Source organism: Psychrobacter piscatorii (assembly GCF_043641605.1).
In the GTDB taxonomy this organism is placed as follows: domain Bacteria; phylum Pseudomonadota; class Gammaproteobacteria; order Pseudomonadales; family Moraxellaceae; genus Psychrobacter; species Psychrobacter piscatorii_C.
In genome coordinates, this window is the sequence record NZ_JBHZRK010000009.1 from 73,414 (window position 1) to 95,295 (window position 21,882).

A 21,882-nucleotide genomic window follows, 5' to 3' on the forward strand; every position below is an offset into this window, starting at 1 on the left:
GCTTTTGCTCATGAGTGTTATGCCCACATACCTTTGCTATCGCTATTATCCCGCTTCAGGATGGCTGACATAACCCATGAGATGACAAGTAGATAATATTAAAGGTAGCCAATTGCGCTGCCTTTAATTGCATTAATCCATGCTAGAACCCGATATCACCGATAAACATTCATGCTCTAAATAAGTGCTATTGCTCATTTTAGAATTCTTAAATTAGACGACTTATGACTCCAAGTATCTTTGCGCGCCAAGCGTTATCACTTCGTAAGACTGCCATTGTATTGATAGCAGCCTTGATACTGATGTGGTTTGATAGCAAAAACTCGGAATGGTTCAATCCAGTACGTAGTACCAGTCATGCTGCCATGCAGCCTATTTATGAGATATCTTTATTACCAAGCTATGCCAAGCATTGGGCGAGTGGTAGTTTGCAGTCAAAAGAAGCGCTGCGCCGCGAAAACATGCAACTAAAATCGCAACTCATTCATGCACATGCCAAACTGCAGCAACAAGATTATATCTTGGCGCAAAACGCACGCTTGCAGGGGATTTTATCAACCACTAAGCCTGAGCAGTTTGATCTCAACTTAGCTCAAGTCATTGGTACAGATACCAACTTACTCAGACAGATTGTTGTGCTCAATAAAGGCAAGCAAGATGGTGTACAAGTGGGACAAACGGTCATCGATGAAGATGGTATTTTAGGACAGATCATTAACGTCTATCCTAATACAAGCCGTTTGCTATTGATTACAGATGAGCAGCAGTCAGTGGCTGTCACTGTCAAACGTACTGGTCAGCGTGCTATCGTAACAGGCCAAGGTATCCCATCTGCACTGAGCCTAAACTATGTCTTTAAGACTTCAGATGTGCGTGTGGGTGATGAGTTGGTATCATCTGGTTTGGGTGGGCGAATTCCAGCGGGCTATCGTGTTGGCCGTATTGCCCACATCAAAGATGAGCAAGCGGATAATTTTAGAAGTATCGAGGTTACGCCCTCTGCAAACTTTATTGATAATGCGTACGTATTGATACTCCAAGACAAGCTACTCAATAAAAATAACACTGCTATTGGTCAGTAGCAGAGATACATTAACACTTTATGCAAAACTACCAAATGGCTCATCAAATTTTTTATCCATAGTATCCTATCAGTATTCAATCAACCATATCACAGTAGCCACTATATAATCGCTAAGGTAAGTACTCATGTCGTATCCTGATTCTGAGAATTCAACGGCACTGTTGATTGTGGTCATTGTTCTAAGCTTTATCATTGCTTCATCGCTCAATGTCTATCCCTTAAGCCCAAGTATGGCAACATTACGGCCCATGATTATGATCATGGTGCTGATATATTGGCTACTGTTCCAGCCGCGCTATGTGGGTATCTTTACCGCATTTACTATTGGGCTTATTGCAGATTTGCTGATGGACACCCATCTAGGTCAGCAAGCCTTTGCCGCAGTCGTGGTGGCACTAGTGATCAAAATTACTAGTATCTATGTTAGACAACTAAATACCATCAGCGCATGGTTGATAGCCAGTTTAGGGTTAATCGTTTTTCAGCTAAATTTATGGATGCTGCAGATGTTTATCCAAAATACTTTTATCGCAAAATCTGCTTTGTCGCTTATGATGAGTATCATCAGCTGGCCACTTGTCTTACTGGCTCTACGCAAGTTTGCGCGTTAATGATGTTTATTAACTTATCTATAAGGTATCTAAAAAATACATACCTAATAAATCTGTAAATGAAGAGAAGAGCGATGGATATCATTTTAGCGTCTGGTTCGCCGCGTCGTCGAGAGCTACTAGCAAGAGCACAGTTAGATTTTAGAGTGTTGAGTGTAGATATTGATGAAACGCCGCAAGATGATGAATTACCCAAAGACTATATTGAACGTATGGTCGCTACCAAAACCATAACTGCCATAGAGCAACTAAACGAAACATTAGAAATCGATGAGAACGGTGTCAGCGAATCAATTATCATACTGACTTCTGATACTATCGGTGTGTTACCAGATGGCAAGACAGTACTGGTCAAACCGACCGATCGTGAGCACGCTTATAGCATGTGGCAGCAGATGTCAGATAATATCCATGAAGTATGGACTGCTGTACAAGCCACCAAAATACAGCGACTACCTAAAGTAACAGAACACAATGCATCAGAGCGCACTCAAGCGTTTCAAATTATCGACCAGCAGCAAATTACTGAGCGTACAGCAGTAACCTTTATACCATTGACTACAGAGATGATGAGCAATTATTGGGACAGTGGGGAGCCTGCTGATAAAGCGGGTGGCTATGGTATTCAGGGTTTGGGTGCTGCTTGGGTGAGTCGTATCAACGGCAGTTATACCAATGTCGTTGGGTTGCCACTGGCGCAAACGCTGGCCTTAATCAAAGACATGACAGAAGGCAGTGAGGATATTGTTGAACCGTTATAATTACATATGCACATAATGACACGGTAGGGCAATGGGCAAGAGCAAGGCGCATTTGTTACACTGTCAATCTAATAGACGATGACCGTCTGATAAGAAAGCTGAGAGATAAGAGAAAAAACTATGTCCGAAGAGCTGCTGATTAATATTAGTCCAATGGAATCCCGTGTTGCGGTTTTAGATAATGGCATCTTGGGTGAGATTTATATTGAGCGACATCACAAACTGGGTTTGGTCGGCAATATTTATCTGGGTACAGTCGTACGTGTCCTTCCAGGCATGCAGGCAGCCTTCGTTGATATTGGTCAATCGCGGACAGCATTTTTACATGTTAATGATATGCAGCGTGAGCCTCGCCCAGTTGCAGAAGACAAAAGCAAAGCCGCTATAAATGACAAAAAAGAAAATAGTGACAATAGCGCCACCACAGAAACATCCACGGATAGCTTAGCAGTCACACCACCTATTGTCAGTACTCAAAGTACGGAGGTCATGCCTGTTTCTAAGACCTTGATTCAGCATCGATTACACGAAAGCCAGCGTGTCTTGGTACAAGTTACCAAAGACCAGTTGGGTAGTAAAGGCGCTCGCTTAACCACCAATATATCCTTACCATCCCGCTATCTGGTCTATTTGCCATCAAGCGATCATATCGGTATATCACAGCGTATTGATGGTGAAGAAGAGCGCACGCGTCTAAAAACTGAGCTCAGCAGTTTGATGCAAACAGTCAATCTAAAAGGTGGTCTCATTGCTCGTACTGCGGCTGAGCGTGTCCCTGTTGATAAGCTAGAAGAAGATATTTACTATCTGTTGCAGCTATGGCGTACTATCTGTGCTCGCCGCCAAGAGATCAATCATCACCAAAGCTCAGAACTTATTTATCAAGAACTATCGCTACCACTGCGCTCTATTCGTGACTTGGTACATGCTGATACCGAAAAAGTCATCATTGATAATACGCAAATCTATGAACAAGTCAGATACTTTGCCAAAGAGTTTGTACCGTTTATTTACGATAAAATCGTGCATTATACGGCAGAGCAGTCACTGTTTGACGTGCATCGGGTTGAGGATGATTTACGTGATGCATTGAAACGTCGTGTCGACCTAAAGTCTGGTGGCTATCTGATTATTGACCAAACAGAAGCAATGACGACGATTGATGTCAATACAGGCTCTTTTGTGGGCGGTCGCTCATTAGAGGACACCGTCTACAAGACCAACCTAGAAGCCACACATGCCATTGCACGTCAGCTGCGCCTGCGTAACCTAGGTGGTATTATTATTCTTGATTTCATTGATATGCTAGAGCAGCAGCATAAGGATGATGTATTAGAGAGCTTGCAGGCACAGCTGACCCAAGACTATGCCAAAACTAAGATTACGCAGGTTAGTGAGCTTGGATTGGTAGAGATGACACGTAAGCGCACACGTGAATCACTAGGGCAACAGCTGTGTGAGCCTTGCTCAACCTGCCAAGGTCGCGGGTTTGTAAAAACAGCAGAGACGGTGTGCTTTGAGATATTCCGCGAAATCATGCGCTGTGCTCGAACTTATAACTCCCCTAAGAAATTCACAGTAGTGGCTCATGCGGCCGTCATTGATTTATTGCTGACATCAGAGTCAGATACGGTAGCCGATCTAGAGTACCTACTAGGTAGGGTTATTACGTTTGATGTAGAGAATTTATATACTCAAGAGCAGTATGATATTGTTTTAGACTGATACCACTGGGTACAGTTAAAATTTTTTGGTGGCAACACGCCAACTTGCAAAGCAGATTTTTGAGAGCTGGTATCTTTCATCACTTCAGAGATTGCTCTTGCAATAACCAAAATACTGTGTATAATATACACCACTGAATTATATATGCGCAGCTGACTAAAAAAGCTAGCGCTATTACAGCTGGAGCATCGTTTCTAGCACTATTTCATTATGCCTTTGCTGACATCCATTATAGGAGAGTTGGCGGGGCTCTAAACTATTTTGCTTTTGGCACGCTATAAGTTCGGATAAAGAACTCATTCTGGTTAATAACAGAAGGCCGCTTTAAGTGAATATTTAACCAAACTGCTTTTGATCATGATCTTGCGACGCAAGAATGACGAAAGCACATATTAGGAGCTTGCTGGCATGGCTAACCAGAGAATCCGTATCCGTCTTAAGTCTTTTGATCATCGTCTGATCGATCAATCTGCACAAGAGATTGTTGATACTGCAAAGCGCACCGGTGCGCAAGTTTGTGGTCCTGTACCGTTGCCGACTCGCATTGAGCGCTTCAACGTTCTAACCTCACCACACGTTAACAAAGACGCGCGTGACCAGTACGAAATCCGTACTCACAAGCGTATGGTTGATATCGTTCAGCCTACTGACAAAACTGTGGATGCGCTAATGAAATTAGATTTAGCGGCGGGTGTTGACGTCCAAATTGCTTTGGGTTAATGCACATTACACACCCAACCCATTAATATAAGATATAAAGAGGTCTAAAATGGCGATCGGTTTAGTCGGTAAAAAATGCGGCATGACCCGTGTCTTCACTGAAACAGGTGCATCTATCCCTGTAACAGTGGTTGAGGTCGATGCAAACCGCATTACTCAAGTAAAAAATACTGATGTAGATGGTTACCAAGCCATCCAAATCACCACAGGTACTCGTCGTGACAGCCGCGTAACAGCCGCACAAAAAGGTCACTTCGCGAAAGCTGGCGTTAAAGCTGGCCGTGGTGTTTGGGAGTTTCGTGTCAACGATAGCGATCTTGAAGGTCGTGAGATTGGTGGTGAGATTCTAGCTGACTTGTTCGAACAAGGTCAGATGGTTGATGTGACAGGACAGAGCAAGGGTAAAGGCTTTCAGGGCCCTATCAAACGTCACAACTTTAGTATGCAAGATGCTACTCATGGTAACTCAGTGTCTCATCGTGCACATGGTTCAACTGGTCAAAACCAGTCACCAGGTAAAGTATTCAAGGGCAAAAAGATGGCGGGCCAGATGGGTAACAAGCGTGTTACTGTTCAAGGCCTAGAAGTGATTTCGGTTGACGCCGAAAAAGGGTTACTTGTCATCAAGGGTGCTATCCCAGGTGCCACCGGTGGCGATGTTATCGTACGTCCGTCAGTCAAAGCCTAAGCAAGGGGATTAACGTGGATTTAAAAACAGTTACAGGTGCGGCGGTTGAGCTTTCTGATACGGCATTTGGTCGTGAATTCAACGAAGCACTAGTGCATCAAGTCGTCACCGCTTATTTAGCTGGTGCTCGCCAAGGTACACGCGCACAAAAAACCCGTGCCGAAGTTTCTGGCGGTGGTATTAAGCCATGGCGCCAAAAAGGTACTGGTCGCGCTCGTGCGGGCTCTATTCGTAGCCCAATCTGGCGTTCAGGTGGTCGTGCATTCGCTGCAAAACCACAAGATTGGTCACAGAAAGTAAACCGTAAAATGTATCGCGGTGCGATGCAGTGCATCCTAGCAGAATTGATTCGTCAAGAGCGTCTGATTTTGGTAGAAGAGTTGAGCGTTTCTGGGCCGAAAACTAAAGAACTGATTGCAAAGCTAAATGAGCTTGGTGCACCTCGTGCATTAATCGTCACCAAAGAAGTTGACGAAAACTTATACTTAGCTGCTCGCAACATTCCGCACGTCAATGTACTTGGTACAAACGAAGTGGATCCAGTGAGCTTGATCGCATTTGATAAAGTGATCATGTCAGTTGAAGCTGCGAAACAATTTGAGGAAGCACTAGCATGAACAACGCAAGACTTTATCAGGTCTTAAGAGGGCCTGTATTCTCAGAAAAATCTCAAATGCTTGGCGACTCACTTGGTGTGCAGGTATTTAAAGTTGACTCTAACGCTACTAAGCTTGAAGTCAAAAAAGCAGTTGAGTTGATGTTTGAAGGTGTTGAAGTTACTAAAGTAAACACTTTGAATGTTAAAGGTAAGACAAAGCGTTTTGGTAAAAGCATCGGCCGTCGTAACGACTATAAAAAAGCCTATGTTACCTTAAAAGCTGGTCAAGATGTACAAATGGCTGATGCTGGTGAAGACGTAGCGAACACTACTACTTCTACTAGTGAAACAGCGAATAACGAATAAGGATTACACTCATGCCTATCGTAAGAGCAAAGCCAACATCACCAGGCCGTCGTTTTGTTGAAAAAGTGGTGCATCCACACCTTTATAAAGGTCGTCCTTATGCAGCGCTTCTAGAATCAAAAAGTAAGTCAGGTGGTCGTAACAATAATGGTCGTATCACTACTCGTCACATTGGCGGTGGTCATAAGCAACATTATCGCATTATCGACTTCAAACGTACTAAAGACAATATCCCAGCTGTGGTAGAGCGTATTGAATACGATCCTAACCGTACTGCTCATATTGCATTACTTAAGTATGCTGATGGCGAACGTCGTTACATCATCGCTGCTAAAAAACAAGCAGTTGGCGATACAGTAATGTCAGGCGAGACTTCTCCAATTCGTCCAGGTAACTGCTTACCGCTAAAAAACATCCCATTGGGTACTGTGATTCACAATATCGAACTTAAAATCGGTAAAGGTGCACAGATGGCTCGTTCTGCGGGTGCTAGCGTTCAGTTATTAGGCCGTGACGGTATCTATGCTATTCTACGTCTACGTTCAGGCGAAACACGCCGTGTACACGTAAACTGCCGTGCTGTTATTGGTGAAGTTTCTAACACTGAAAACAACTTGAAATCACTTGGTAAAGCTGGTGCTTCACGTTGGCGTGGTGTTCGTCCTTCAGTTCGTGGTGTCGCTATGAACCCGGTTGATCACCCACATGGTGGTGGTGAAGGTCGTAACAAAGGTCGCCATCCAACTAGCCCTTGGGGTCAGAAGTCTAAAGGACTTAAAACGCGTCATAACAAGCGTACTGACAACATGATCATCCGCCGTCGCGCCAAGAAGAAATAAAGGAAGAATTTCATGCCTCGTTCATTGAAAAAAGGTCCATTCATAGACGCGCACTTATTTGCTAAAGTTGAGAATGCATTAGACACCAACTCACGCAAGCCAATTAAAACTTGGTCGCGCCGCTCGATGATCCTACCACAAATGGTTGGCCTAACTTTATCTGTCCACAACGGCCGTACTCACGTACCGGTTATCGTAAGTGAGCAGATGGTTGGTCATAAACTAGGTGAATTTGCCCCGACTCGTACGTATCGTGGTCATGGCATTGACAAAAAAGCTAAGAGATAAGGTGCTTACCATGGAAGTAACTGCAAAATTACGCGGTGCCGCCATATCGGCACAAAAAGTTAGACTCGTTGCTGATGAAGTTCGTGGCAAATCTATTGAGCGTGCTTTGGATATCCTAACGTATAGCAATAAAAAAGGCGCTGTGTTTGTTAAGAAATGTCTTAACTCAGCCATCGCCAATGCCGAACATAATCACGGCCTAGATATCGACGACCTTAAAGTCGCCACTATCTATGTTGATGAAGGCATTACGCTAAAACGTATCCTACCACGTGCCAAAGGTCGCGCTGATCGTATCAGCAAGCGTACTTGTCACATCACTATAAAGGTAGGAGAATAAGTTATGGGTCAAAAAGTACATCCAATCGGAATTCGTCTTGGTGTTGTAAAAAAGCATAATGCAAACTGGTATGCTAACCCTAAACAATACTCAGAATACCTAATCAACGACATTCAAGTCCGTGAATATTTACGCAAAAAGCTAGATAACGCAATGGTCAGCAACATCATGATCGAGCGTCCTACTGGCGCTGCTAAGATTACCATCGCCACTGCGCGCCCTGGTATCGTTATCGGTAAGAAAGGCGAAGATATTGAAAGACTTCAAAAAGAATTGACCAAAATTATGGGCGTGCCTGCTCAGGTCAACATTGAAGAAATCACGTCACCTGACCTTGATGCACGTTTGGTAGCAGAAGGTATCAGTAGCCAGCTTGAGCGTCGTGTTATGTTCCGTCGTGCGATGAAGCGCGCCGTACAAAACAGCATGCGTTCTGGTGCTAAAGGTATTAAAGTTGAGCTGTCTGGTCGTCTTGGCGGTGCTGAGATTGCTCGTAGCGAATGGTATCGTGAAGGCCGTGTGCCATTGCATACACTTCGTGCTGATATTGACTATGCGTCAATTCGTGCAGAGACAACTTACGGCACCATCGGTGTTAAAGTTTGGATTTTCCGCGGAGAAATCCTTGACGGTATGAACAGCGTTTATAATCCCGTCAAAGAAGAGCAGACTCGTGCGCCAAAACGCCGTGGTCGCGGAAACGGAAACCGTCGAAACTCAGACAGAGGTTAAACTATGTTACAGCCAAAACGTACCAAGTTTCGTAAAATGCACAAAGGTCGTAACACTGGGCTAGCTCATCGTGGAAGCACCGTTGCATTCGGACAAATTGGTCTAAAATCATTGACGCGCGGTCGTATGACAGCCCGTCAAATCGAAGCAGCACGTCGTACCATCACTCGTAAAATTAAGCGTGGCGGTAAGATTTGGATTCGTGTATTCCCAGACAAGCCTATTACCAACAAACCATTAGAAGTACGTATGGGTAAAGGTAAAGGTCCAGTCGAGTATTGGGTATGCGAAATCAAGCCTGGTAAAGTGCTATATGAAATTGAAGGGGTGCCAGAAGAGCTTGCACGTGAAGCTTTCACGCTTGCTGCAGCAAAACTGCCCTTTAAAACTACCATTGTTAAGCGGACGATAATGTAATGAAGATCAGTGAATTACGTGATAAATCATTAGAAGAACTGACCCAGTTACTTGATGAAAAGCAACTTGATGCTTTCCGTATTCGTATGGCTAAAGCAACTGGTCAGTTGGGTAATACCCATGAAGTCAGAGGCAATCGTCGCACGATTGCTCAGCTTCAGACTTTGATCAACGAGAAACAACGAGGCGACTCATGAGCGATAACAATCAAACAGCTACCAATGCTAGCGTATTGACAGGACGAGTTGTCAGCGACAAGATGGACAAGTCCATCACAGTTTTGATTGAGCGTCTGGTTCGTCATCCTTTGTATGGCAAACAGCTTCGTCGTTCTACTAAAATCAAAGCACATGATGAGAACAACGTTTGCCAACAAGGCGACCTTGTCCGTATCAAAGAAACGCGTCCAATCTCAAAAACTAAGTCTTGGACTTTAGTTGATGTGGTTGAAAAAGTAGAAAAAATCTAAGTAAATTGCATTAAAAGCCAGAAGCTGTTAAAATAGCCGCCTTTTTAAGGATGCTGATTGCGCCGAGCGTATATCACTCACATTAAGAGTAAGTTGCGGTTATTTATATTAAAATGCCGTCCTACTCATTCTGTGCTAGCGGCAGCAACTGGTTTTTATTGCTCATACGTGTGGAGTAACGCTATGATTCAGGTTGAGTCAATGCTGGAAGTTGCAGACAATAGCGGTGCAAGGCGAGTTCAGTGCATTAAAGTACTGGGTGGTTCTCATCGTCGTTATGCATCAGTTGGCGACATTATTAAAGTAACGGTTAAAGAAGCCATTCCTCGTGGTCGTGTTAAAAAAGGCGACGTGATGAATGCAGTAGTTGTACGTACCAAAAAAGGCGTTCGTCGTCCAGATGGTTCTGTGTTACGTTTTGATGACAATGCTGCGGTATTGTTGAACCAAAACAAAGCGCCGATTGCAACTCGTATTTTTGGACCGGTAACTCGTGAACTACGTGGTGATCAGTTTATGAAAATTGTATCACTAGCACCAGAAGTATTGTGAGGTAATCCATGTCAAAATTACGTAAAGGCGATACAGTTATCGTGATTGCTGGGAAAGACAAAGGCAAGCAGGGTACTGTACAAGCTGTAAAAAACGATCGTATTAAAGTTGAAGGCATTAATATTGTCACTAAACATCAGAAGCCAAATCAGGCAACTGGCGTTGAAGGTGGCATTCTTAAGCAAGAAGCTTTTCTGCATATCTCAAATGTCGCAATCTTAAATGCGCAAACCCAAAAAGCAGACCGTATTACTTATCAGTTTGGCGAAGATGGCAAGAAACAACGCGTCTATCGTTCAAACGGTGAAGTAGTGGCGACTGCGTAAGACACTAAGGGTGTAATGGTAATGGCAAGATTAAAATCTTTATATAACGATAAATTAAAGCAGCAAATCAAAGAAGATCTTGGTTTGGACAACGTGATGCAAGTGCCTAAAATCACTAAAATCACACTTAACATGGGTGTGGGCGGCGCGTCTCAAGACAAAAAATTGCTTGAAGGTGCTGTAGCTGACATGACCGCGATTGCTGGTCAAAAACCTGTTGTCACCAAAGCGCGTAAATCAGTTGCTGGCTTTAAGATTCGTGAAGAATGGCCAATTGGCTGTAAAGTAACGCTACGCGGTGAGCAAATGTACGAATTTTTAGATCGTCTCGTTGCCATTGCAATTCCTCGTATTCGTGATTTCCGCGGTTTTTCACCTAAAGCCTTTGACGGACGTGGTAACTACTCATTGGGTATCAAAGAACAGATCGTATTCCCAGAAGTAGATTTTGACAAGATTGACCGTATCCGTGGTATGGATGTGACAATCACCACGTCAGCTCAATCTGATGAAGAAGGTCGTGCGTTGCTTAAAGCATTCGGCTTCCCATTTAAATAAGGTAAAGACGTTATGGCAAAGAAGAGCATGATTAACCGCGAATTAAAGCGCGAAAAAATGGTTGCTAAATATGCTGAAAAGCGTATCAAGCTAAAAGAAACTATCAGTGATATGACTGCAAGTGACGAAGCTCGTATGGAAGCGATGTTAGAGCTACAAGCTCTTCCACGCAATTCATCACCAGTACGTCTGCGTAATCGTTGTGCTATCACCGGTCGTCCTCACGGTTACTTCCGCAAGTTTGGCTTATCACGCAATATGCTGCGTGAGCGTGTCATGCAAGGCGATGTGCCTGGTGTTCGTAAAGCAAGCTGGTAAGGAGTAACTATATGAGTATGCAAGATACCGTTGGGGATATGCTAACCCGTATCCGTAACGCACAAATGGCTAACAAAGTATCGGTAGCAATGCCGAGCTCTAAATTACGTAAATCAATTGCTGATTTGCTAGTTAGCGAAGGTTATGTGGCGAGCGCCGTTGTTACTGAGCAAGAAAACAACAAAGCAACCCTTACTATTGAATTGAAATACTTCGAAGGCCGTGCGGTTATCGAAACTATTCAACGTTATAGCCGCCCTGGTCTTCGCCAGTTCCGTGGTAAAGACGAAATCCCTACTGTTAAGCAAGGTATGGGTGTTGCTATCGTATCTACTAGCCAAGGTATCATGAGCGATCGTGCTGCACGCGCTGCTGGTATCGGTGGTGAAATCGTTGCATTTGTAGCGTAAGCTATACGACGATGAAGTCTATTTGATGTTGGTTAGGCTTCTATCGATTGAGTAATGTTAAATTATTTCAAATTGATAGGTGTCTAACACAGTCAACTATGCTAAACTAACACGCTTTTTAGCCTGTTAGTTTTTTCGCTAATATAAAGAAGTTAAATTTTTTAAGGAATATTCCTATGTCTCGTGTGGCTAAAGCCCCAGTGACGCTGCCAAATGGCGTAAGCGTTACTTTGAACGATCGGCAGGTCGAAGTTAAAGGCAAGAACGGTACTATGTCTTTACACCTGCATGAATTGGTCGAGCTGAAACAGGAAGATGATGCTATCATTTTCTCACCTACAGTCGATTCAAAAGAAGCTATGATGCACACTGGCACCATGCGCGCTCTTATTAACAACTATGTTAAAGGCGTGAACGAAGGCTTTGAAAGACGTCTTCAGTTAATTGGTGTTGGTTATCGCGCACAAGTCGCTGGTAACAAAGTAACCTTGAACGTTGGTTACTCTCATCCAGTAGAGTACACGTTACCTGAAGGTGTGTCAGCTGAAACCCCAACGCAAACTGAAATTGTTTTGAAATCAAACAATAAACAGCAGCTTGGTCAAGCAGCGGCTAATATCCGTGGTTTCCGCCCACCTGAGCCTTATAAAGGTAAAGGTATTCGTTATAGTGACGAGCATGTGATTCGCAAAGAAGCTAAGAAAAAATAAGGTGAGTTGAAATGTTTGATAAAAAAGCAGCTCGTCTGCGTCGAGCTAAGAAAACACGCGCACATATCCGTTTCTTAGGCGTTCATCGCTTAACGGTTAACCGCACGTCAAAACATATTTATGCCCAGATTATCTCTCCAAATGGTGGTGAAGTGATTGCTCAGGCATCTACCTTAGACAGCAGCTTGCGTTCAGGCGCGACTGGTAATGCTGATTCAGCAACGTCTGTAGGCCAAATGATCGCAGAACGCGCAAAAGCAGCTGGCATTACTAAAGTTGCCTTTGACCGTAGTGGTTTCAAATATCATGGTCGAGTTAAAGCTTTAGCAGAAGCTGCTCGCGAAAACGGATTGGAGTTTTAATCATGGCTAGAAATGATAAAAATGATAAAAATGAACAGACTGACGGTCTAGTAGAACGCTTAGTTACCGTTGATCGCGTTGCAAAAGTTGTTAAAGGTGGTCGTATTTTCTCTTTCACTGCGTTGACCGTAGTGGGTGATGGTAATGGTCGTGTTGGTTTTGGTCGTGGTAAAGCGCGTGAAGTGCCTGCTGCTATCCAAAAAGCACTGGAAGCTGCCAAACGTAATATGATTACTGTTGAGTTAAATGATGCAACTTTGTATCATCCGATCAAAGCACGTCATGGTGCTAGTAAAGTCTACATGCAGCCTGCATCTGAAGGTACTGGCGTAATCGCTGGTGGCGCAATGCGTGCTGTATTAGAAGTTGCTGGTGTCAAAGATGTTTTGACTAAATGTTATGGTTCTACCAATACTGCTAACGTTGTTCGTGCAACGTTTAACGGTTTACGTGATATGTCAACTCCAGAGAAGATGGCAGCTAAACGTGGTAAATCTGTAGACGAAATCTTGGGTTAACTTAGACTAGGTGAGTTACGATGAAAAAAATGAAAGTCACTCAATTTAAATCGGGTGCCCATCGCCTAAAGAGCCACAAAGCGAGCTTGAAAGGATTGGGTTTACGCCGCATTAATCACACTGTTGTAGTAGAAGATACTCCTTCAACACGTGGCATGGTTAATCGCGTTAACTACATGGTAAAAGTGGAGGAAGCGTAATGGGTCTTAGATTAAATGAATTATCACCAGGTGTTGGCGCAAAGAAAACTGCCCAACGTCGTGGTCGTGGTATCGGTTCAGGTCTTGGTAAGACTGGTGGTCGTGGTGTAAAAGGTCAGAAATCTCGTTCAGGTTCTAGCATTCGCTCAGGATTTGAAGGTGGTCAAATGCCTTTATATCGTCGTCTACCAAAATTTGGTTTTACCAGTAAACTGGCTATGAAGACTGCTGAAGTACGTCTTTCTGAACTGAATAAAATTGAAGGCGATGTAGTTAGCCTTGAAACACTTAAAGCTGCTAACCTTATCCGTCACGATATGAAACGTGCTCGTGTAATGCTATCAGGCGAAGTCACTAAAGCTTATACCTTTAAAGGTATCAAAGTGACTAAAGGTGCTAAGCAAGCAATCGAAGCTGCTGGTGGTAGCATCGAGGAGTAGTAACGTGTCAAAACAATCAATGTCATCGGCTGGTATACCGCTTAATCCATTCGCATTTATACGCAAGTATGATGAGCTATGGTCGCGTTTATTATTCTTAATCGGCGCATTGATTGTTTATCGTTTAGGGTCGCACATTCCAGTGCCGGGTATTAATCCGGTTAATCTGGCTGATCTGTTTTCGCGCAACGAAAATACCATTTTGAGCATGTTTAACATGTTCTCAGGTGGTGCGCTAGAGCGTATGTCTATTATGGCGCTAGGCATCATGCCATATATCTCAGCATCGATTATCGTACAGATGATGTCTGCGGTATTGCCATCGCTTGAAGCTCTCAAAAAAGAGGGTGAAGCGGGACGACGCAAGCTGAACAAGTATACCCGTCAAGGAACGCTTGCTTTAGCACTAGTACAGTCATTAGGAATGTGTGCTGGCTTAATCAGCCAAAATCTTACCTTATCATCTGGTCTGACGTTCTATATTCCAGCCGTTACTTCATTGGTAGCGGGCGCAATGTTCTTGATGTGGCTTGGTGAGCAGATTACAGAACGCGGCGTTGGTAACGGTATATCAATGCTCATTTTTGCGAGTATTGTTGCTGGTACGCCAGGTATGATTTCGCAATCTATCGAACAGGTCAATCAAGGTCAAATGAACTTGATTGTACTATTTATTTTTGTATTGTTGGGCATCGCGGTCACTGCAGGTATCGTTTATATTGAACGTGCTCAGCGCCGTGTTCCTGTTAACTATGCACAGAAGCAACAGCAAGGTCGCAAAATCTATGCTCAGCAGCAGTCACATCTGCCGTTGAAGCTCAACATGGCAGGGGTTATCCCAGCTATTTTTGCCAGTTCTTTGTTGCTGTTTCCAGCAAGTTTAGGGCAGTGGGTCGGTCAATCAACTGATCCTACCTTCGTACAAAAAATACTACAAAATATGGCATTGGTACTGTCTCCTGGACAACCGCTATATTTAGTACTGTTTGGTGCAATGATTATTTTCTTCTGTTATTTTTATACGGCGCTAGTATTTAGTCCACGTGAAGTAGCAGAGAACCTTAAACGTAGTGGTGCGTATATCCCAGGTATTCGCCCCGGACAACAAACTCAGCGTTACCTCGATCATGTATTAAACCGACTGACCTTTATTGGCGCGATGTATATGACGGTTATTTGTTTAATGCCAATGGTCGTCCAGTCATCGTTTGGTGTACCGTTTCAACTTGGTGGTACGTCGCTACTGATTATGGTGGTTGTGGTAATGGATTTCATCTCGCAGATTCAAGCGCATTTGATGACCCATCAATATCATGATCAGACGTTAATTCAATCGCCCACTCAACCTTAATGAGCGGTACGATATTTCAAGGAGCATGCTATGAAAGTTCAAGCATCAGTTAAAAAGATTTGTGGTAGCTGTAAAGTTGTGCGCCGTAAAGGCCGTGTACATATTATCTGTACAGCAGAACCGCGCCACAAGCAACGTCAAGGTTAATATTTGATAGCATGAGTTTTTTAACTTTTGTTACCAAATAAATTAATACTTGAAAAATAACGGCGGATGCGATATCATCCGCCACTTGCCGTGTTTATGCAGAATGTTTTATAATGTTTTCGATCGATAGGCTTTCAACTAAGTCAAAAGAACGACTATCGTTATAAAAAATCTAGTATTAACAGCAACAAATCTGAAGAATAATGCCTTATTGATAAATAACGCTTATTTTTCTTTAATGGAGAGAAATCAATGGCTCGTATTGCCGGCGTAAACATTCCGGATAATAAGCATGCTGTTATTTCACTAACTTACATCTTTGGTGTAGGTCGTACCACTGCTCAGAAAATCTTAGAAGCAGTTGGCATTGCCCCTACTACTAAAGTTAGTCAGTTAGATGATACACAGTTAGATGCTATCCGTGCACAAGTTGCAAATTACATGACTGAAGGTGACCTTCGTCGTGAAGTTTCAATGAATATTAAGCGTTTAGTTGATCTTGGTTGTTACCGTGGCATCCGCCATCGTCGTAACCTACCAGTTAGAGGTCAGAATACCAAGAACAACGCTCGTACTCGTAAGGGTCCGACACGTCCTCTCAAAAGATAATTAACTTAGGAAGCTAAAAGATGGCAAAAGACACTCGTAGTCGCAAAAAGGTGACTCGTCGTTCAGTATCGGAGGGCATTGCCCATATCCATGCGTCTTTTAATAACACCATTGTTACGATTACCGATCGTCAAGGTAATGCATTGGCTTGGGCCACTTCAGGTGGACAAGGCTTCCGTGGTTCACGTAAATCTACACCATTTGCAGCTCAGGTTGCAGCTGAAGTCGCTGGTAAAGCGGCTCAAGAATATGGTGTTAAGAATATCGACGTTTTGGTCAAAGGACCAGGACCGGGTCGTGAGTCTGCGGTAAGAGCACTAGGTGCATTGGGTTATAAAGTTAACAGCATCTCTGATGTAACCCCAATCCCACACAATGGTTGCCGTGCGCCGAAAAAGCGCCGCGTCTAATATTAAAGACGAAGCTTTTTATCCCAAAAGCTTATAGGAGACATAACAATGGCCCGTTATATTGGACCAAAACTTAAATTATCACGTCGTGAAGGCACTGACTTAGGTCTTAAGTCTGGCGTTAAACCATACGACGTAAAAACGAAAAAAGCTGGTCGTCCACCAGGTCAACACGGTGTAAGCCGTAACAAGACCTCAGAATATGCTCTACAGTTGCGTGAAAAGCAAAAAGTTAAGCGTATCTACGGTGTATTAGAGCGTCAGTTCGCTAATTACTATAAAGAAGCTGCTCGTAAGCGCGGTGCTACTGGTGAGAACTTGTTAGCTATGCTTGAGAGCCGTCTAGACAACGTGGTATATCGCATGGGCTTTGGCTCAACTCGCGCTGAAGCACGTCAGCTAGTCAGTCATCGTACTGTTATGGTAAAAAAAGCTGGTCGTGATGAGTTTGTTCGTGTGAACATTCCATCAATTCAGCTTCAAGATGGTGATGTCATCGCTATCCAAGAGAAGTCTCGCGAACAGCTACGTATCAAAAACGCTATTGAACTAGCGACACAACGTGGTATTCCAGAATGGCTGGATGTTGATCACAGCAAACTACAAGGCACGTTCAAAAAAGCGCCTGATCGTATTGATCTACCTGCTGAAATCAACGAAAGCTTGATCGTTGAGCTATACTCTAAGTAATAACGTCGTGCTCAATGTTATGAAAATGGCATTGAGCAATTAACGTTAATTAAACCAGTTTAATAAATCGAGGTGACATCATGATGCTAAATGCAACTGAGTTTCTAACGCCGAACGCCATTAATGTGGATACGGTTAACGAAACGATTGCGAAAGTCACGCTCGAACCGTTAGAACGCGGCTTTGGGCATACCCTAGGTAATGCTCTGCGTCGCATCTTGTTATCTTCATTACCTGGTGCTGCAGTCATTGAAGCTGAGATTGATGGTGTTGACCATGAATACTCAACGCTTGAAGGACTACAAGAAGACGTACTTGACCTGCTTTTGAACCTAAAAGGCTTGGCAATTACACTTCATGACCAAAATGAAGTATTTTTGACCTTGGATAAACAAGGTCCAGGCACTATTACTGCTGCAGACATCGCGTTACCGCACAATGTTGACATCATCAATCCAGAATTGGTCTTGGGTACATTGAGCGATCGTGGTCATCTTAAGATGCGTTTGCGTGTAGTGATGGGTCGTGGATATGAGCCAGCAAACCAGCGCCGTGAAGATGGTGATACCAGAGCAATTGGACGCTTAAAGCTTGATGCAAGTTTTAGTCCTGTGCTTCGTGTTGCTTATCAGGTTGAGAACGCTCGCGTTGAGCAGCGTACTGATCTTGATCGTCTTATCGTTGAGCTTGAAACTAATGGCACTATAGATCCAGAAGAAGCAATTCGTAAAGCAGCCACTATTTTACAACAACAGATTTCTATCTTTGTTGACCTAGAAGCTGAAGAAGCGCCTGAGCCTGTGAAAGAAAAAGAAGAGGTTGATCCGGTGCTATTACGCCCTGTGGACGATCTTGAACTAACGGTTCGCTCAGCCAACTGCTTGAAAGCTGAAAACATTTACTATATCGGTGATTTGGTACAGCGTTCAGAGACTGAACTTCTAAAAACCCCAAATCTTGGTAAGAAATCATTAACAGAAATCAAGGACGTATTAGCGTCTAAAGATTTAGAGCTCGGTATGCGCCTAGATAACTGGCCACCAGCTGATTTACGTGTTGATGATCGCTTTTCTTATCGTAGCCGTTAAACTTTAAGGATTTTTGACTATGCGCCATCGTAAGAGTGGAGTCAAGCTGGGTCGTACCGGCAGTCATCGTAAGGCAATGTTTCAGAACATGACCAACTCATTATTTGAGCATGAACTGATCAAAACAACTTTACCAAAAGCTAAAGAACTACGTCGCGTTGCCGAGCCATTGATCACTATGGCTAAAGAAGACAGCGTTGCTAACCGTCGTTTAGCATTCAGCCGTATGCGTAGCAAAGCTATGGTAGGCAAATTATTTGGCACGTTAGGTCCTCGCTACCAGACGCGTCCAGGTGGTTATTTGCGTATCGTAAAATGTGGTTACCGTGATGGTGACAACGCGCCAATGGCTTATGTAGAATTGGTTGATCGCGACTAGTTTTGCATTGAAGACATATTTTATAAAAGAAGCTCCAATTCAATTGGAGCTTTTTTTTGTGCTTAAATTTAGTTAATCATATTGCTATCTGATCACAGTAGTAATGAATCGACATCAGCAGCACCTTGCCTAATGACTTCAGGGCGGCTACTAGTCATGTCTACAATGGTGGTGAGCTTGGTCGTTTTTATACCTGCATTGATGAGTCCGTCGATTTGATTACCTAATAAGTCTTCAATCTCAAACGGGTCATCCAATATATCATCTCGATTGGGAAGAATTAACGAGCTGGTCAGAATAGGTTCATCCATTGCTTCTAATATTGCTTGAGCAATAGGATTACTAGGCACACGAATACCAATGGTTTTTTTCTTCGCATGCGCTAATTTTTTCGGTACATCTTTTGTCGCATTAAGAATAAAAGTAATCGGGGCAGGGGTGTGGGCTTTAAGTTGCTTAAATTGTACATTATCCACGGTTGCATAGTTGGCAATTTCGCTTAGGTCACGGCATAGCAGTGTAAATTGATGCTTATCGTCAAGCTCACGAATTTGCTTGAGCTTAGTCAAAGCGTCTTTTGCACCTAATCGACAACCAAAAGCATAACTGGTATCGGTTGGGTAAATAATTAATTGGTCTTTGCGCAGTAGGTCAGCGGCTTGCTCAATGAGACGTGGCTGAGGATTATCGGGATGAATGTAGAAGACTTCCATAATGGTTCCTTATTTTATAATTATTGGTTTTTAATTGAGACAAATTTTTCATTAATTCGATGTAGTTCAATCATTGGACATATTAAAAAAGTTATTTTAAAAATTAAGCAAATCTGTATTTTTAAAATACTACTTTAGTTATCAGTATAGCTTAAAGCAAATATAAGTTTAGTGGCAAGGCGTTACCAACCGTAGAAAATCGTTAATAAGTAGGAACACTTAGTAATTTAAATTAAGCGTTGATTTCAGATGAATGAGTACAAACGCTAAGCAAAGCAGTCAGTAAAGTCTTAGCGTCACGCGGCAGAGTTTGAGGTTTGGCTATATAGCTTTCTACTTGCTGATAGACATCACTAGCAAAGGTGCTACTACTCGTATCAAAGTCGGCAAACAAATTATCTTGTGAGACTTGGAAGTTTCGCCCACAAGCCAAAGTAAATAGACACTCTAATGCCTGCGGCTTGATCTCTACACGCTCAAATGCTTGCTGCTGAGCCTCTGTCCTACCGTCTGGGGCATACCAGTAACCAAAGTCAGATAGTTGTCTACGAGCGTCACCAGCCACGCACCAATGACTTATTTCGTGCAAGGCACTGGCAAAAAATCCATGAGCGAATTCAATTCTGGCAGGCTTATTATTTTGAGCAGGGAAATACTCTGGCTCACCCTCACTACGAACCAATATCACTTGCTGGTTAGTAAATAAAGTGTTAAATAGCTGTATGAGCCAATCAGTAGCTAATCGTTCGCTATCAATTATCGATTCTGTTGAGTGAGTATTGTCAGGCTGAGTAGTAGATAATTTTTGCCACTGACTTCTCCATTCTTTTAAATACTCATCTTCATCGAGGCACAATCTATTATTAGGAGCATTTTCAGTATGACGATCTAGTTGAGTAAGATATTGCATCAACGAACTTGCTGTAGCAGGAGAAAGCAAATCAGAAAAATTAATTTTGTTATCAGATAGGTTCATAGAGAAGACATTGACTTAATAAATATTAAAGGCAAAAAATTTTAGATAAAACAGTAGGTAGTAAAAAATCTTGAACATATTTGCTATCAAAAAATCTTAACATACTAGCGCTAGCAGAATATGGCACTTTCCGTTAGTATGGCAGGCAATATTATACACCGTTTTTATGAATGAGGCCGCGCATGTCAAGCACTCCAGAAACTAAATCGTCAGCACCTTACGCTGACAATAAAAAAGCGCCTGTGTCCACTAGCATGCCTGAGCACATTTCTTTGGACAAGTGGGCAGACACGGGTTTTGAGTGGTCAGGCGAAGTCGATCCAAACTCTTTTGAACGTCTTGCCACGACATTGAGTACCGAGCATGATCAGTCAAATACTCAGCTAAATGCTGAACTCTATCGTCGTAATAATGTTTTGCATTTGGCATTTACGTTGACAGGTGATGTTTGGCTAACGTGCCAACGCTGTTTGCAACCAATTGCGATAGACTTGTCTGATGATTACAACATTGCACTACTCGAAAATGACAGCCAAGTGCGTCTGGTTAATGACGAGCAAGATTATTTGTTACTTGATGAAATCGTCACTGAGCAGTCTCCTGAGCGTCTATTACCATTTAAAAAACTGGTAGAAGATGAGATATTGCTCAAAACACCAATGGCGCCAAAGCATGATGATTGTGAGATGTCAGTTGAGCAGTTTGGCGAGATACCAGAAGAAGAAGAGAATGAAAATCCATTCGCTGCTTTAGCTTCCTTAAAAGGCAAGCTATAAGAGCCAAATTTATTTATTTAATGTATTTGAGAAGCCTTTTATCTGCTTTGTACAGAAGAGTGCAAGGCAGGGCTTTATTAATCTAATAAACATGCGTATAATGTCCGGTTTATTGCATTCGAGCAACCTGTTGCGTGCTGATAGAAGCTGACTAGGTAAATTTTTCATAAATTTCAGACATAGTTAGCGCTTTATGTAAGTAACAATCTATTTAACTAATGATGCTTCAGACTTAGGTTGTTGTGATTATATAGCCTCTGTCAGTATCGACTAAAGCTGAATTTCAAGCTTATCCCTTTTAAGTATAGGAGCTATATCATGGCTGTTCAAAAAAGTCGTAAAAGCCGTTCTCGTCGTGACATGCGCCGTTCACATCACCGTATGGAAATTGCTGAACTAAGCGTAGATGCTACTACTGGTGAAAAACATCGTCGTCATCACATGACTAAAGATGGTTTCTACCGTGGTCGTCAGCTATTCAAAGTTAGTCAAGATGCCTAAGACATTGGTCCTATGATAGCTAGGTAAAGTAGTAACAGTACTGGTGACTGTTGTTATATTTGTCTAGCTTTCATTAGTCAATAAGCTTTGAGCTAAAAAAAGCCAAGTTATTTCGCTATCATATATTATGTGGCTGGATAACTTGGCTTTTTGTTATTTATGACTAAACTCACTGCTTAGATGACTTTTTATTTTTAGCAGATAGAAAAG

General features: G+C 42.8%; 36 protein-coding genes. 34 read left to right on the forward strand and 2 right to left on the reverse strand.

Annotated elements, in window-relative coordinates:
• Positions 1 to 224: 224 nt before the first annotated feature.
• The 32 genes from mreC (at position 225) to rplQ (ending at position 18,706) form a co-directional block, all read left to right on the forward strand.
• Entirely contained in the window at positions 225 to 1,082 is an 858-nt protein-coding gene (mreC, locus tag ACHUET_RS09660) for a rod shape-determining protein MreC (RefSeq protein WP_394212448.1), read from the forward strand.
• Between the two features lie 127 nt (positions 1,083 to 1,209).
• A complete protein-coding gene (mreD, locus tag ACHUET_RS09665; RefSeq protein WP_058024002.1) occupies positions 1,210 to 1,695 on the forward strand; it encodes a rod shape-determining protein MreD in 486 nt (161 codons plus the stop codon).
• A 74-nt stretch (positions 1,696 to 1,769) separates the two neighbouring features.
• The gene (locus tag ACHUET_RS09670; RefSeq protein WP_394212450.1) at positions 1,770 to 2,456 is read left to right on the forward strand and encodes a Maf family protein; all 687 of its coding nucleotides are present in this window, start codon (positions 1,770 to 1,772) and stop codon (positions 2,454 to 2,456) included.
• Positions 2,457 to 2,576: 120 nt separating this feature from the next.
• Positions 2,577 to 4,181 carry an Rne/Rng family ribonuclease gene (locus tag ACHUET_RS09675; RefSeq protein WP_394212452.1) on the forward strand — a complete coding sequence of 535 codons (1,605 nt, stop codon included), beginning with the start codon at positions 2,577 to 2,579 and terminating at the stop codon, positions 4,179 to 4,181.
• Positions 4,182 to 4,589: 408 nt separating this feature from the next.
• Positions 4,590 to 4,901 (forward strand): 30S ribosomal protein S10, encoded by a 312-nt coding sequence (gene rpsJ / locus ACHUET_RS09680; RefSeq protein ID WP_010196670.1) that lies wholly within the window; start codon positions 4,590 to 4,592, stop codon positions 4,899 to 4,901.
• A 49-nt stretch (positions 4,902 to 4,950) separates the two neighbouring features.
• On the forward strand, positions 4,951 to 5,589 hold the full coding sequence (gene rplC, locus ACHUET_RS09685; protein WP_201599214.1) for a 50S ribosomal protein L3: 639 nt from the start codon (positions 4,951 to 4,953) through the stop codon (positions 5,587 to 5,589).
• A 14-nt stretch (positions 5,590 to 5,603) separates the two neighbouring features.
• Entirely contained in the window at positions 5,604 to 6,206 is a 603-nt protein-coding gene (gene rplD, locus ACHUET_RS09690; protein ID WP_075106934.1) for a 50S ribosomal protein L4, read from the forward strand.
• Positions 6,203 to 6,553: a 50S ribosomal protein L23 gene (gene rplW, locus ACHUET_RS09695; protein ID WP_238038746.1), complete on the forward strand. Its 351-nt coding sequence runs from the start codon at positions 6,203 to 6,205 to the stop codon at positions 6,551 to 6,553. Before rplD ends, rplW begins: the two co-directional genes overlap by 4 nt.
• 11 nt (positions 6,554 to 6,564) lie before the next feature.
• On the forward strand, positions 6,565 to 7,392 hold the full coding sequence (gene rplB, locus ACHUET_RS09700; RefSeq protein ID WP_058025575.1) for a 50S ribosomal protein L2: 828 nt from the start codon (positions 6,565 to 6,567) through the stop codon (positions 7,390 to 7,392).
• A 12-nt stretch (positions 7,393 to 7,404) separates the two neighbouring features.
• Entirely contained in the window at positions 7,405 to 7,680 is a 276-nt protein-coding gene (gene rpsS, locus ACHUET_RS09705; protein ID WP_010196682.1) for a 30S ribosomal protein S19, read from the forward strand.
• A gap of 10 nt (positions 7,681 to 7,690) precedes the next feature.
• Complete coding sequence (rplV, locus tag ACHUET_RS09710) at positions 7,691 to 8,020, forward strand: 50S ribosomal protein L22 (RefSeq protein ID WP_021813373.1); 330 nt, start codon at positions 7,691 to 7,693, stop codon at positions 8,018 to 8,020.
• A gap of 3 nt (positions 8,021 to 8,023) precedes the next feature.
• Positions 8,024 to 8,752, forward strand: a complete 729-nt coding sequence (gene rpsC / locus ACHUET_RS09715) for a 30S ribosomal protein S3 (protein ID WP_394212456.1) — start codon at positions 8,024 to 8,026, stop codon at positions 8,750 to 8,752.
• Between the two features lie 3 nt (positions 8,753 to 8,755).
• Complete coding sequence (gene rplP / locus ACHUET_RS09720) at positions 8,756 to 9,169, forward strand: 50S ribosomal protein L16 (protein ID WP_010196693.1); 414 nt, start codon at positions 8,756 to 8,758, stop codon at positions 9,167 to 9,169.
• Positions 9,169 to 9,366, forward strand: coding sequence for a 50S ribosomal protein L29 (rpmC, locus tag ACHUET_RS09725; RefSeq protein ID WP_110923946.1), 198 nt, complete (start codon positions 9,169 to 9,171; stop codon positions 9,364 to 9,366). Before rplP ends, rpmC begins: the two co-directional genes overlap by 1 nt.
• On the forward strand, positions 9,363 to 9,638 hold the full coding sequence (gene rpsQ / locus ACHUET_RS09730) for a 30S ribosomal protein S17 (RefSeq protein ID WP_021813375.1): 276 nt from the start codon (positions 9,363 to 9,365) through the stop codon (positions 9,636 to 9,638). Before rpmC ends, rpsQ begins: the two co-directional genes overlap by 4 nt.
• A gap of 183 nt (positions 9,639 to 9,821) precedes the next feature.
• Complete coding sequence (gene rplN, locus ACHUET_RS09735) at positions 9,822 to 10,190, forward strand: 50S ribosomal protein L14 (protein ID WP_010196702.1); 369 nt, start codon at positions 9,822 to 9,824, stop codon at positions 10,188 to 10,190.
• A gap of 8 nt (positions 10,191 to 10,198) precedes the next feature.
• Positions 10,199 to 10,516: a 50S ribosomal protein L24 gene (gene rplX, locus ACHUET_RS09740; protein WP_011279796.1), complete on the forward strand. Its 318-nt coding sequence runs from the start codon at positions 10,199 to 10,201 to the stop codon at positions 10,514 to 10,516.
• Positions 10,517 to 10,537: 21 nt separating this feature from the next.
• The gene (rplE, locus tag ACHUET_RS09745; RefSeq protein ID WP_057758706.1) at positions 10,538 to 11,074 is read left to right on the forward strand and encodes a 50S ribosomal protein L5; all 537 of its coding nucleotides are present in this window, start codon (positions 10,538 to 10,540) and stop codon (positions 11,072 to 11,074) included.
• A 12-nt stretch (positions 11,075 to 11,086) separates the two neighbouring features.
• The gene (rpsN, locus tag ACHUET_RS09750) at positions 11,087 to 11,392 is read left to right on the forward strand and encodes a 30S ribosomal protein S14 (RefSeq protein ID WP_193006033.1); all 306 of its coding nucleotides are present in this window, start codon (positions 11,087 to 11,089) and stop codon (positions 11,390 to 11,392) included.
• A gap of 11 nt (positions 11,393 to 11,403) precedes the next feature.
• Positions 11,404 to 11,802 carry a 30S ribosomal protein S8 gene (gene rpsH, locus ACHUET_RS09755; RefSeq protein ID WP_057758708.1) on the forward strand — a complete coding sequence of 133 codons (399 nt, stop codon included), beginning with the start codon at positions 11,404 to 11,406 and terminating at the stop codon, positions 11,800 to 11,802.
• Between the two features lie 176 nt (positions 11,803 to 11,978).
• Complete coding sequence (gene rplF / locus ACHUET_RS09760) at positions 11,979 to 12,512, forward strand: 50S ribosomal protein L6 (protein ID WP_201599217.1); 534 nt, start codon at positions 11,979 to 11,981, stop codon at positions 12,510 to 12,512.
• An 11-nt stretch (positions 12,513 to 12,523) separates the two neighbouring features.
• Complete coding sequence (gene rplR, locus ACHUET_RS09765; protein ID WP_057758713.1) at positions 12,524 to 12,874, forward strand: 50S ribosomal protein L18; 351 nt, start codon at positions 12,524 to 12,526, stop codon at positions 12,872 to 12,874.
• A gap of 2 nt (positions 12,875 to 12,876) precedes the next feature.
• A complete protein-coding gene (gene rpsE / locus ACHUET_RS09770) occupies positions 12,877 to 13,392 on the forward strand; it encodes a 30S ribosomal protein S5 (RefSeq protein ID WP_010196711.1) in 516 nt (171 codons plus the stop codon).
• A 20-nt stretch (positions 13,393 to 13,412) separates the two neighbouring features.
• A complete protein-coding gene (gene rpmD, locus ACHUET_RS09775; protein ID WP_057758718.1) occupies positions 13,413 to 13,592 on the forward strand; it encodes a 50S ribosomal protein L30 in 180 nt (59 codons plus the stop codon).
• Entirely contained in the window at positions 13,592 to 14,032 is a 441-nt protein-coding gene (gene rplO, locus ACHUET_RS09780; protein WP_057758719.1) for a 50S ribosomal protein L15, read from the forward strand. The genes rpmD and rplO overlap by 1 nt, the downstream gene beginning before the upstream one ends.
• Before the next feature lie 19 nt (positions 14,033 to 14,051).
• Positions 14,052 to 15,383: a preprotein translocase subunit SecY gene (gene secY, locus ACHUET_RS09785; protein WP_178379273.1), complete on the forward strand. Its 1,332-nt coding sequence runs from the start codon at positions 14,052 to 14,054 to the stop codon at positions 15,381 to 15,383.
• A gap of 30 nt (positions 15,384 to 15,413) precedes the next feature.
• On the forward strand, positions 15,414 to 15,530 hold the full coding sequence (gene rpmJ / locus ACHUET_RS09790) for a 50S ribosomal protein L36 (protein ID WP_010196721.1): 117 nt from the start codon (positions 15,414 to 15,416) through the stop codon (positions 15,528 to 15,530).
• A gap of 252 nt (positions 15,531 to 15,782) precedes the next feature.
• Positions 15,783 to 16,139 carry a 30S ribosomal protein S13 gene (gene rpsM, locus ACHUET_RS09795; protein ID WP_021813384.1) on the forward strand — a complete coding sequence of 119 codons (357 nt, stop codon included), beginning with the start codon at positions 15,783 to 15,785 and terminating at the stop codon, positions 16,137 to 16,139.
• 20 nt (positions 16,140 to 16,159) lie between these two features.
• Positions 16,160 to 16,549, forward strand: coding sequence for a 30S ribosomal protein S11 (rpsK, locus tag ACHUET_RS09800; protein ID WP_045454458.1), 390 nt, complete (start codon positions 16,160 to 16,162; stop codon positions 16,547 to 16,549).
• A 48-nt stretch (positions 16,550 to 16,597) separates the two neighbouring features.
• Positions 16,598 to 17,239 (forward strand): 30S ribosomal protein S4, encoded by a 642-nt coding sequence (gene rpsD / locus ACHUET_RS09805; RefSeq protein WP_058025563.1) that lies wholly within the window; start codon positions 16,598 to 16,600, stop codon positions 17,237 to 17,239.
• An 80-nt stretch (positions 17,240 to 17,319) separates the two neighbouring features.
• Positions 17,320 to 18,327, forward strand: a complete 1,008-nt coding sequence (locus ACHUET_RS09810) for a DNA-directed RNA polymerase subunit alpha (protein WP_201599219.1) — start codon at positions 17,320 to 17,322, stop codon at positions 18,325 to 18,327.
• A gap of 19 nt (positions 18,328 to 18,346) precedes the next feature.
• Positions 18,347 to 18,706, forward strand: coding sequence for a 50S ribosomal protein L17 (gene rplQ, locus ACHUET_RS09815; RefSeq protein WP_021813387.1), 360 nt, complete (start codon positions 18,347 to 18,349; stop codon positions 18,704 to 18,706).
• A 92-nt stretch (positions 18,707 to 18,798) separates the two neighbouring features.
• Here rplQ and ACHUET_RS09820 read toward each other — a convergent pair whose 3' ends face one another.
• Both ACHUET_RS09820 and ACHUET_RS09825 read right to left on the reverse strand, forming a co-directional pair.
• Positions 18,799 to 19,419, reverse strand: a complete 621-nt coding sequence (locus ACHUET_RS09820; protein ID WP_394212460.1) for an L-threonylcarbamoyladenylate synthase — start codon at positions 19,417 to 19,419, stop codon at positions 18,799 to 18,801.
• Positions 19,420 to 19,651: 232 nt separating this feature from the next.
• Positions 19,652 to 20,395 carry an elongation factor P hydroxylase gene (locus tag ACHUET_RS09825; RefSeq protein ID WP_394212462.1) on the reverse strand — a complete coding sequence of 248 codons (744 nt, stop codon included), beginning with the start codon at positions 20,393 to 20,395 and terminating at the stop codon, positions 19,652 to 19,654.
• A gap of 182 nt (positions 20,396 to 20,577) precedes the next feature.
• Between ACHUET_RS09825 and ACHUET_RS09830 the strand changes: the two genes are divergently transcribed.
• Both ACHUET_RS09830 and rpmF read left to right on the forward strand, forming a co-directional pair.
• Entirely contained in the window at positions 20,578 to 21,171 is a 594-nt protein-coding gene (locus ACHUET_RS09830) for a YceD family protein (RefSeq protein WP_394212463.1), read from the forward strand.
• Positions 21,172 to 21,489: 318 nt separating this feature from the next.
• Positions 21,490 to 21,672 carry a 50S ribosomal protein L32 gene (gene rpmF / locus ACHUET_RS09835; RefSeq protein ID WP_057758809.1) on the forward strand — a complete coding sequence of 61 codons (183 nt, stop codon included), beginning with the start codon at positions 21,490 to 21,492 and terminating at the stop codon, positions 21,670 to 21,672.
• Positions 21,673 to 21,882 lie beyond the last annotated feature (210 nt).

What these genes read in the sequence shown, in the direction of transcription:
- mreC (WP_394212448.1), top strand. Translation starts at nt 225, where the DNA reads ATGACTCCAAGTATCTTTGCGCGCCAAGCGTTATCACTTCGTAAGACT.
- mreD (WP_058024002.1), top strand. Translation starts at nt 1,210, where the DNA reads ATGTCGTATCCTGATTCTGAGAATTCAACGGCACTGTTGATTGTGGTC.
- ACHUET_RS09670 (WP_394212450.1), top strand. Translation starts at nt 1,770, where the DNA reads ATGGATATCATTTTAGCGTCTGGTTCGCCGCGTCGTCGAGAGCTACTA.
- ACHUET_RS09675 (WP_394212452.1), top strand. Translation starts at nt 2,577, where the DNA reads ATGTCCGAAGAGCTGCTGATTAATATTAGTCCAATGGAATCCCGTGTT.
- rpsJ (WP_010196670.1), top strand. Translation starts at nt 4,590, where the DNA reads ATGGCTAACCAGAGAATCCGTATCCGTCTTAAGTCTTTTGATCATCGT.
- rplC (WP_201599214.1), top strand. Translation starts at nt 4,951, where the DNA reads ATGGCGATCGGTTTAGTCGGTAAAAAATGCGGCATGACCCGTGTCTTC.
- rplW (WP_238038746.1), top strand. Translation starts at nt 6,203, where the DNA reads ATGAACAACGCAAGACTTTATCAGGTCTTAAGAGGGCCTGTATTCTCA.
- rplB (WP_058025575.1), top strand. Translation starts at nt 6,565, where the DNA reads ATGCCTATCGTAAGAGCAAAGCCAACATCACCAGGCCGTCGTTTTGTT.
- rpsS (WP_010196682.1), top strand. Translation starts at nt 7,405, where the DNA reads ATGCCTCGTTCATTGAAAAAAGGTCCATTCATAGACGCGCACTTATTT.
- rplV (WP_021813373.1), top strand. Translation starts at nt 7,691, where the DNA reads ATGGAAGTAACTGCAAAATTACGCGGTGCCGCCATATCGGCACAAAAA.
- rpsC (WP_394212456.1), top strand. Translation starts at nt 8,024, where the DNA reads ATGGGTCAAAAAGTACATCCAATCGGAATTCGTCTTGGTGTTGTAAAA.
- rplP (WP_010196693.1), top strand. Translation starts at nt 8,756, where the DNA reads ATGTTACAGCCAAAACGTACCAAGTTTCGTAAAATGCACAAAGGTCGT.
- rpmC (WP_110923946.1), top strand. Translation starts at nt 9,169, where the DNA reads ATGAAGATCAGTGAATTACGTGATAAATCATTAGAAGAACTGACCCAG.
- rpsQ (WP_021813375.1), top strand. Translation starts at nt 9,363, where the DNA reads ATGAGCGATAACAATCAAACAGCTACCAATGCTAGCGTATTGACAGGA.
- rplN (WP_010196702.1), top strand. Translation starts at nt 9,822, where the DNA reads ATGATTCAGGTTGAGTCAATGCTGGAAGTTGCAGACAATAGCGGTGCA.
- rplX (WP_011279796.1), top strand. Translation starts at nt 10,199, where the DNA reads ATGTCAAAATTACGTAAAGGCGATACAGTTATCGTGATTGCTGGGAAA.
- rplE (WP_057758706.1), top strand. Translation starts at nt 10,538, where the DNA reads ATGGCAAGATTAAAATCTTTATATAACGATAAATTAAAGCAGCAAATC.
- rpsN (WP_193006033.1), top strand. Translation starts at nt 11,087, where the DNA reads ATGGCAAAGAAGAGCATGATTAACCGCGAATTAAAGCGCGAAAAAATG.
- rpsH (WP_057758708.1), top strand. Translation starts at nt 11,404, where the DNA reads ATGAGTATGCAAGATACCGTTGGGGATATGCTAACCCGTATCCGTAAC.
- rplF (WP_201599217.1), top strand. Translation starts at nt 11,979, where the DNA reads ATGTCTCGTGTGGCTAAAGCCCCAGTGACGCTGCCAAATGGCGTAAGC.
- rplR (WP_057758713.1), top strand. Translation starts at nt 12,524, where the DNA reads ATGTTTGATAAAAAAGCAGCTCGTCTGCGTCGAGCTAAGAAAACACGC.
- rpsE (WP_010196711.1), top strand. Translation starts at nt 12,877, where the DNA reads ATGGCTAGAAATGATAAAAATGATAAAAATGAACAGACTGACGGTCTA.
- rpmD (WP_057758718.1), top strand. Translation starts at nt 13,413, where the DNA reads ATGAAAAAAATGAAAGTCACTCAATTTAAATCGGGTGCCCATCGCCTA.
- rplO (WP_057758719.1), top strand. Translation starts at nt 13,592, where the DNA reads ATGGGTCTTAGATTAAATGAATTATCACCAGGTGTTGGCGCAAAGAAA.
- secY (WP_178379273.1), top strand. Translation starts at nt 14,052, where the DNA reads ATGTCATCGGCTGGTATACCGCTTAATCCATTCGCATTTATACGCAAG.
- rpmJ (WP_010196721.1), top strand. Translation starts at nt 15,414, where the DNA reads ATGAAAGTTCAAGCATCAGTTAAAAAGATTTGTGGTAGCTGTAAAGTT.
- rpsM (WP_021813384.1), top strand. Translation starts at nt 15,783, where the DNA reads ATGGCTCGTATTGCCGGCGTAAACATTCCGGATAATAAGCATGCTGTT.
- rpsK (WP_045454458.1), top strand. Translation starts at nt 16,160, where the DNA reads ATGGCAAAAGACACTCGTAGTCGCAAAAAGGTGACTCGTCGTTCAGTA.
- rpsD (WP_058025563.1), top strand. Translation starts at nt 16,598, where the DNA reads ATGGCCCGTTATATTGGACCAAAACTTAAATTATCACGTCGTGAAGGC.
- ACHUET_RS09810 (WP_201599219.1), top strand. Translation starts at nt 17,320, where the DNA reads ATGATGCTAAATGCAACTGAGTTTCTAACGCCGAACGCCATTAATGTG.
- rplQ (WP_021813387.1), top strand. Translation starts at nt 18,347, where the DNA reads ATGCGCCATCGTAAGAGTGGAGTCAAGCTGGGTCGTACCGGCAGTCAT.
- ACHUET_RS09820 (WP_394212460.1), bottom strand. Translation starts at nt 19,419, where the DNA reads ATGGAAGTCTTCTACATTCATCCCGATAATCCTCAGCCACGTCTCATT.
- ACHUET_RS09825 (WP_394212462.1), bottom strand. Translation starts at nt 20,395, where the DNA reads ATGAACCTATCTGATAACAAAATTAATTTTTCTGATTTGCTTTCTCCT.
- ACHUET_RS09830 (WP_394212463.1), top strand. Translation starts at nt 20,578, where the DNA reads ATGTCAAGCACTCCAGAAACTAAATCGTCAGCACCTTACGCTGACAAT.
- rpmF (WP_057758809.1), top strand. Translation starts at nt 21,490, where the DNA reads ATGGCTGTTCAAAAAAGTCGTAAAAGCCGTTCTCGTCGTGACATGCGC.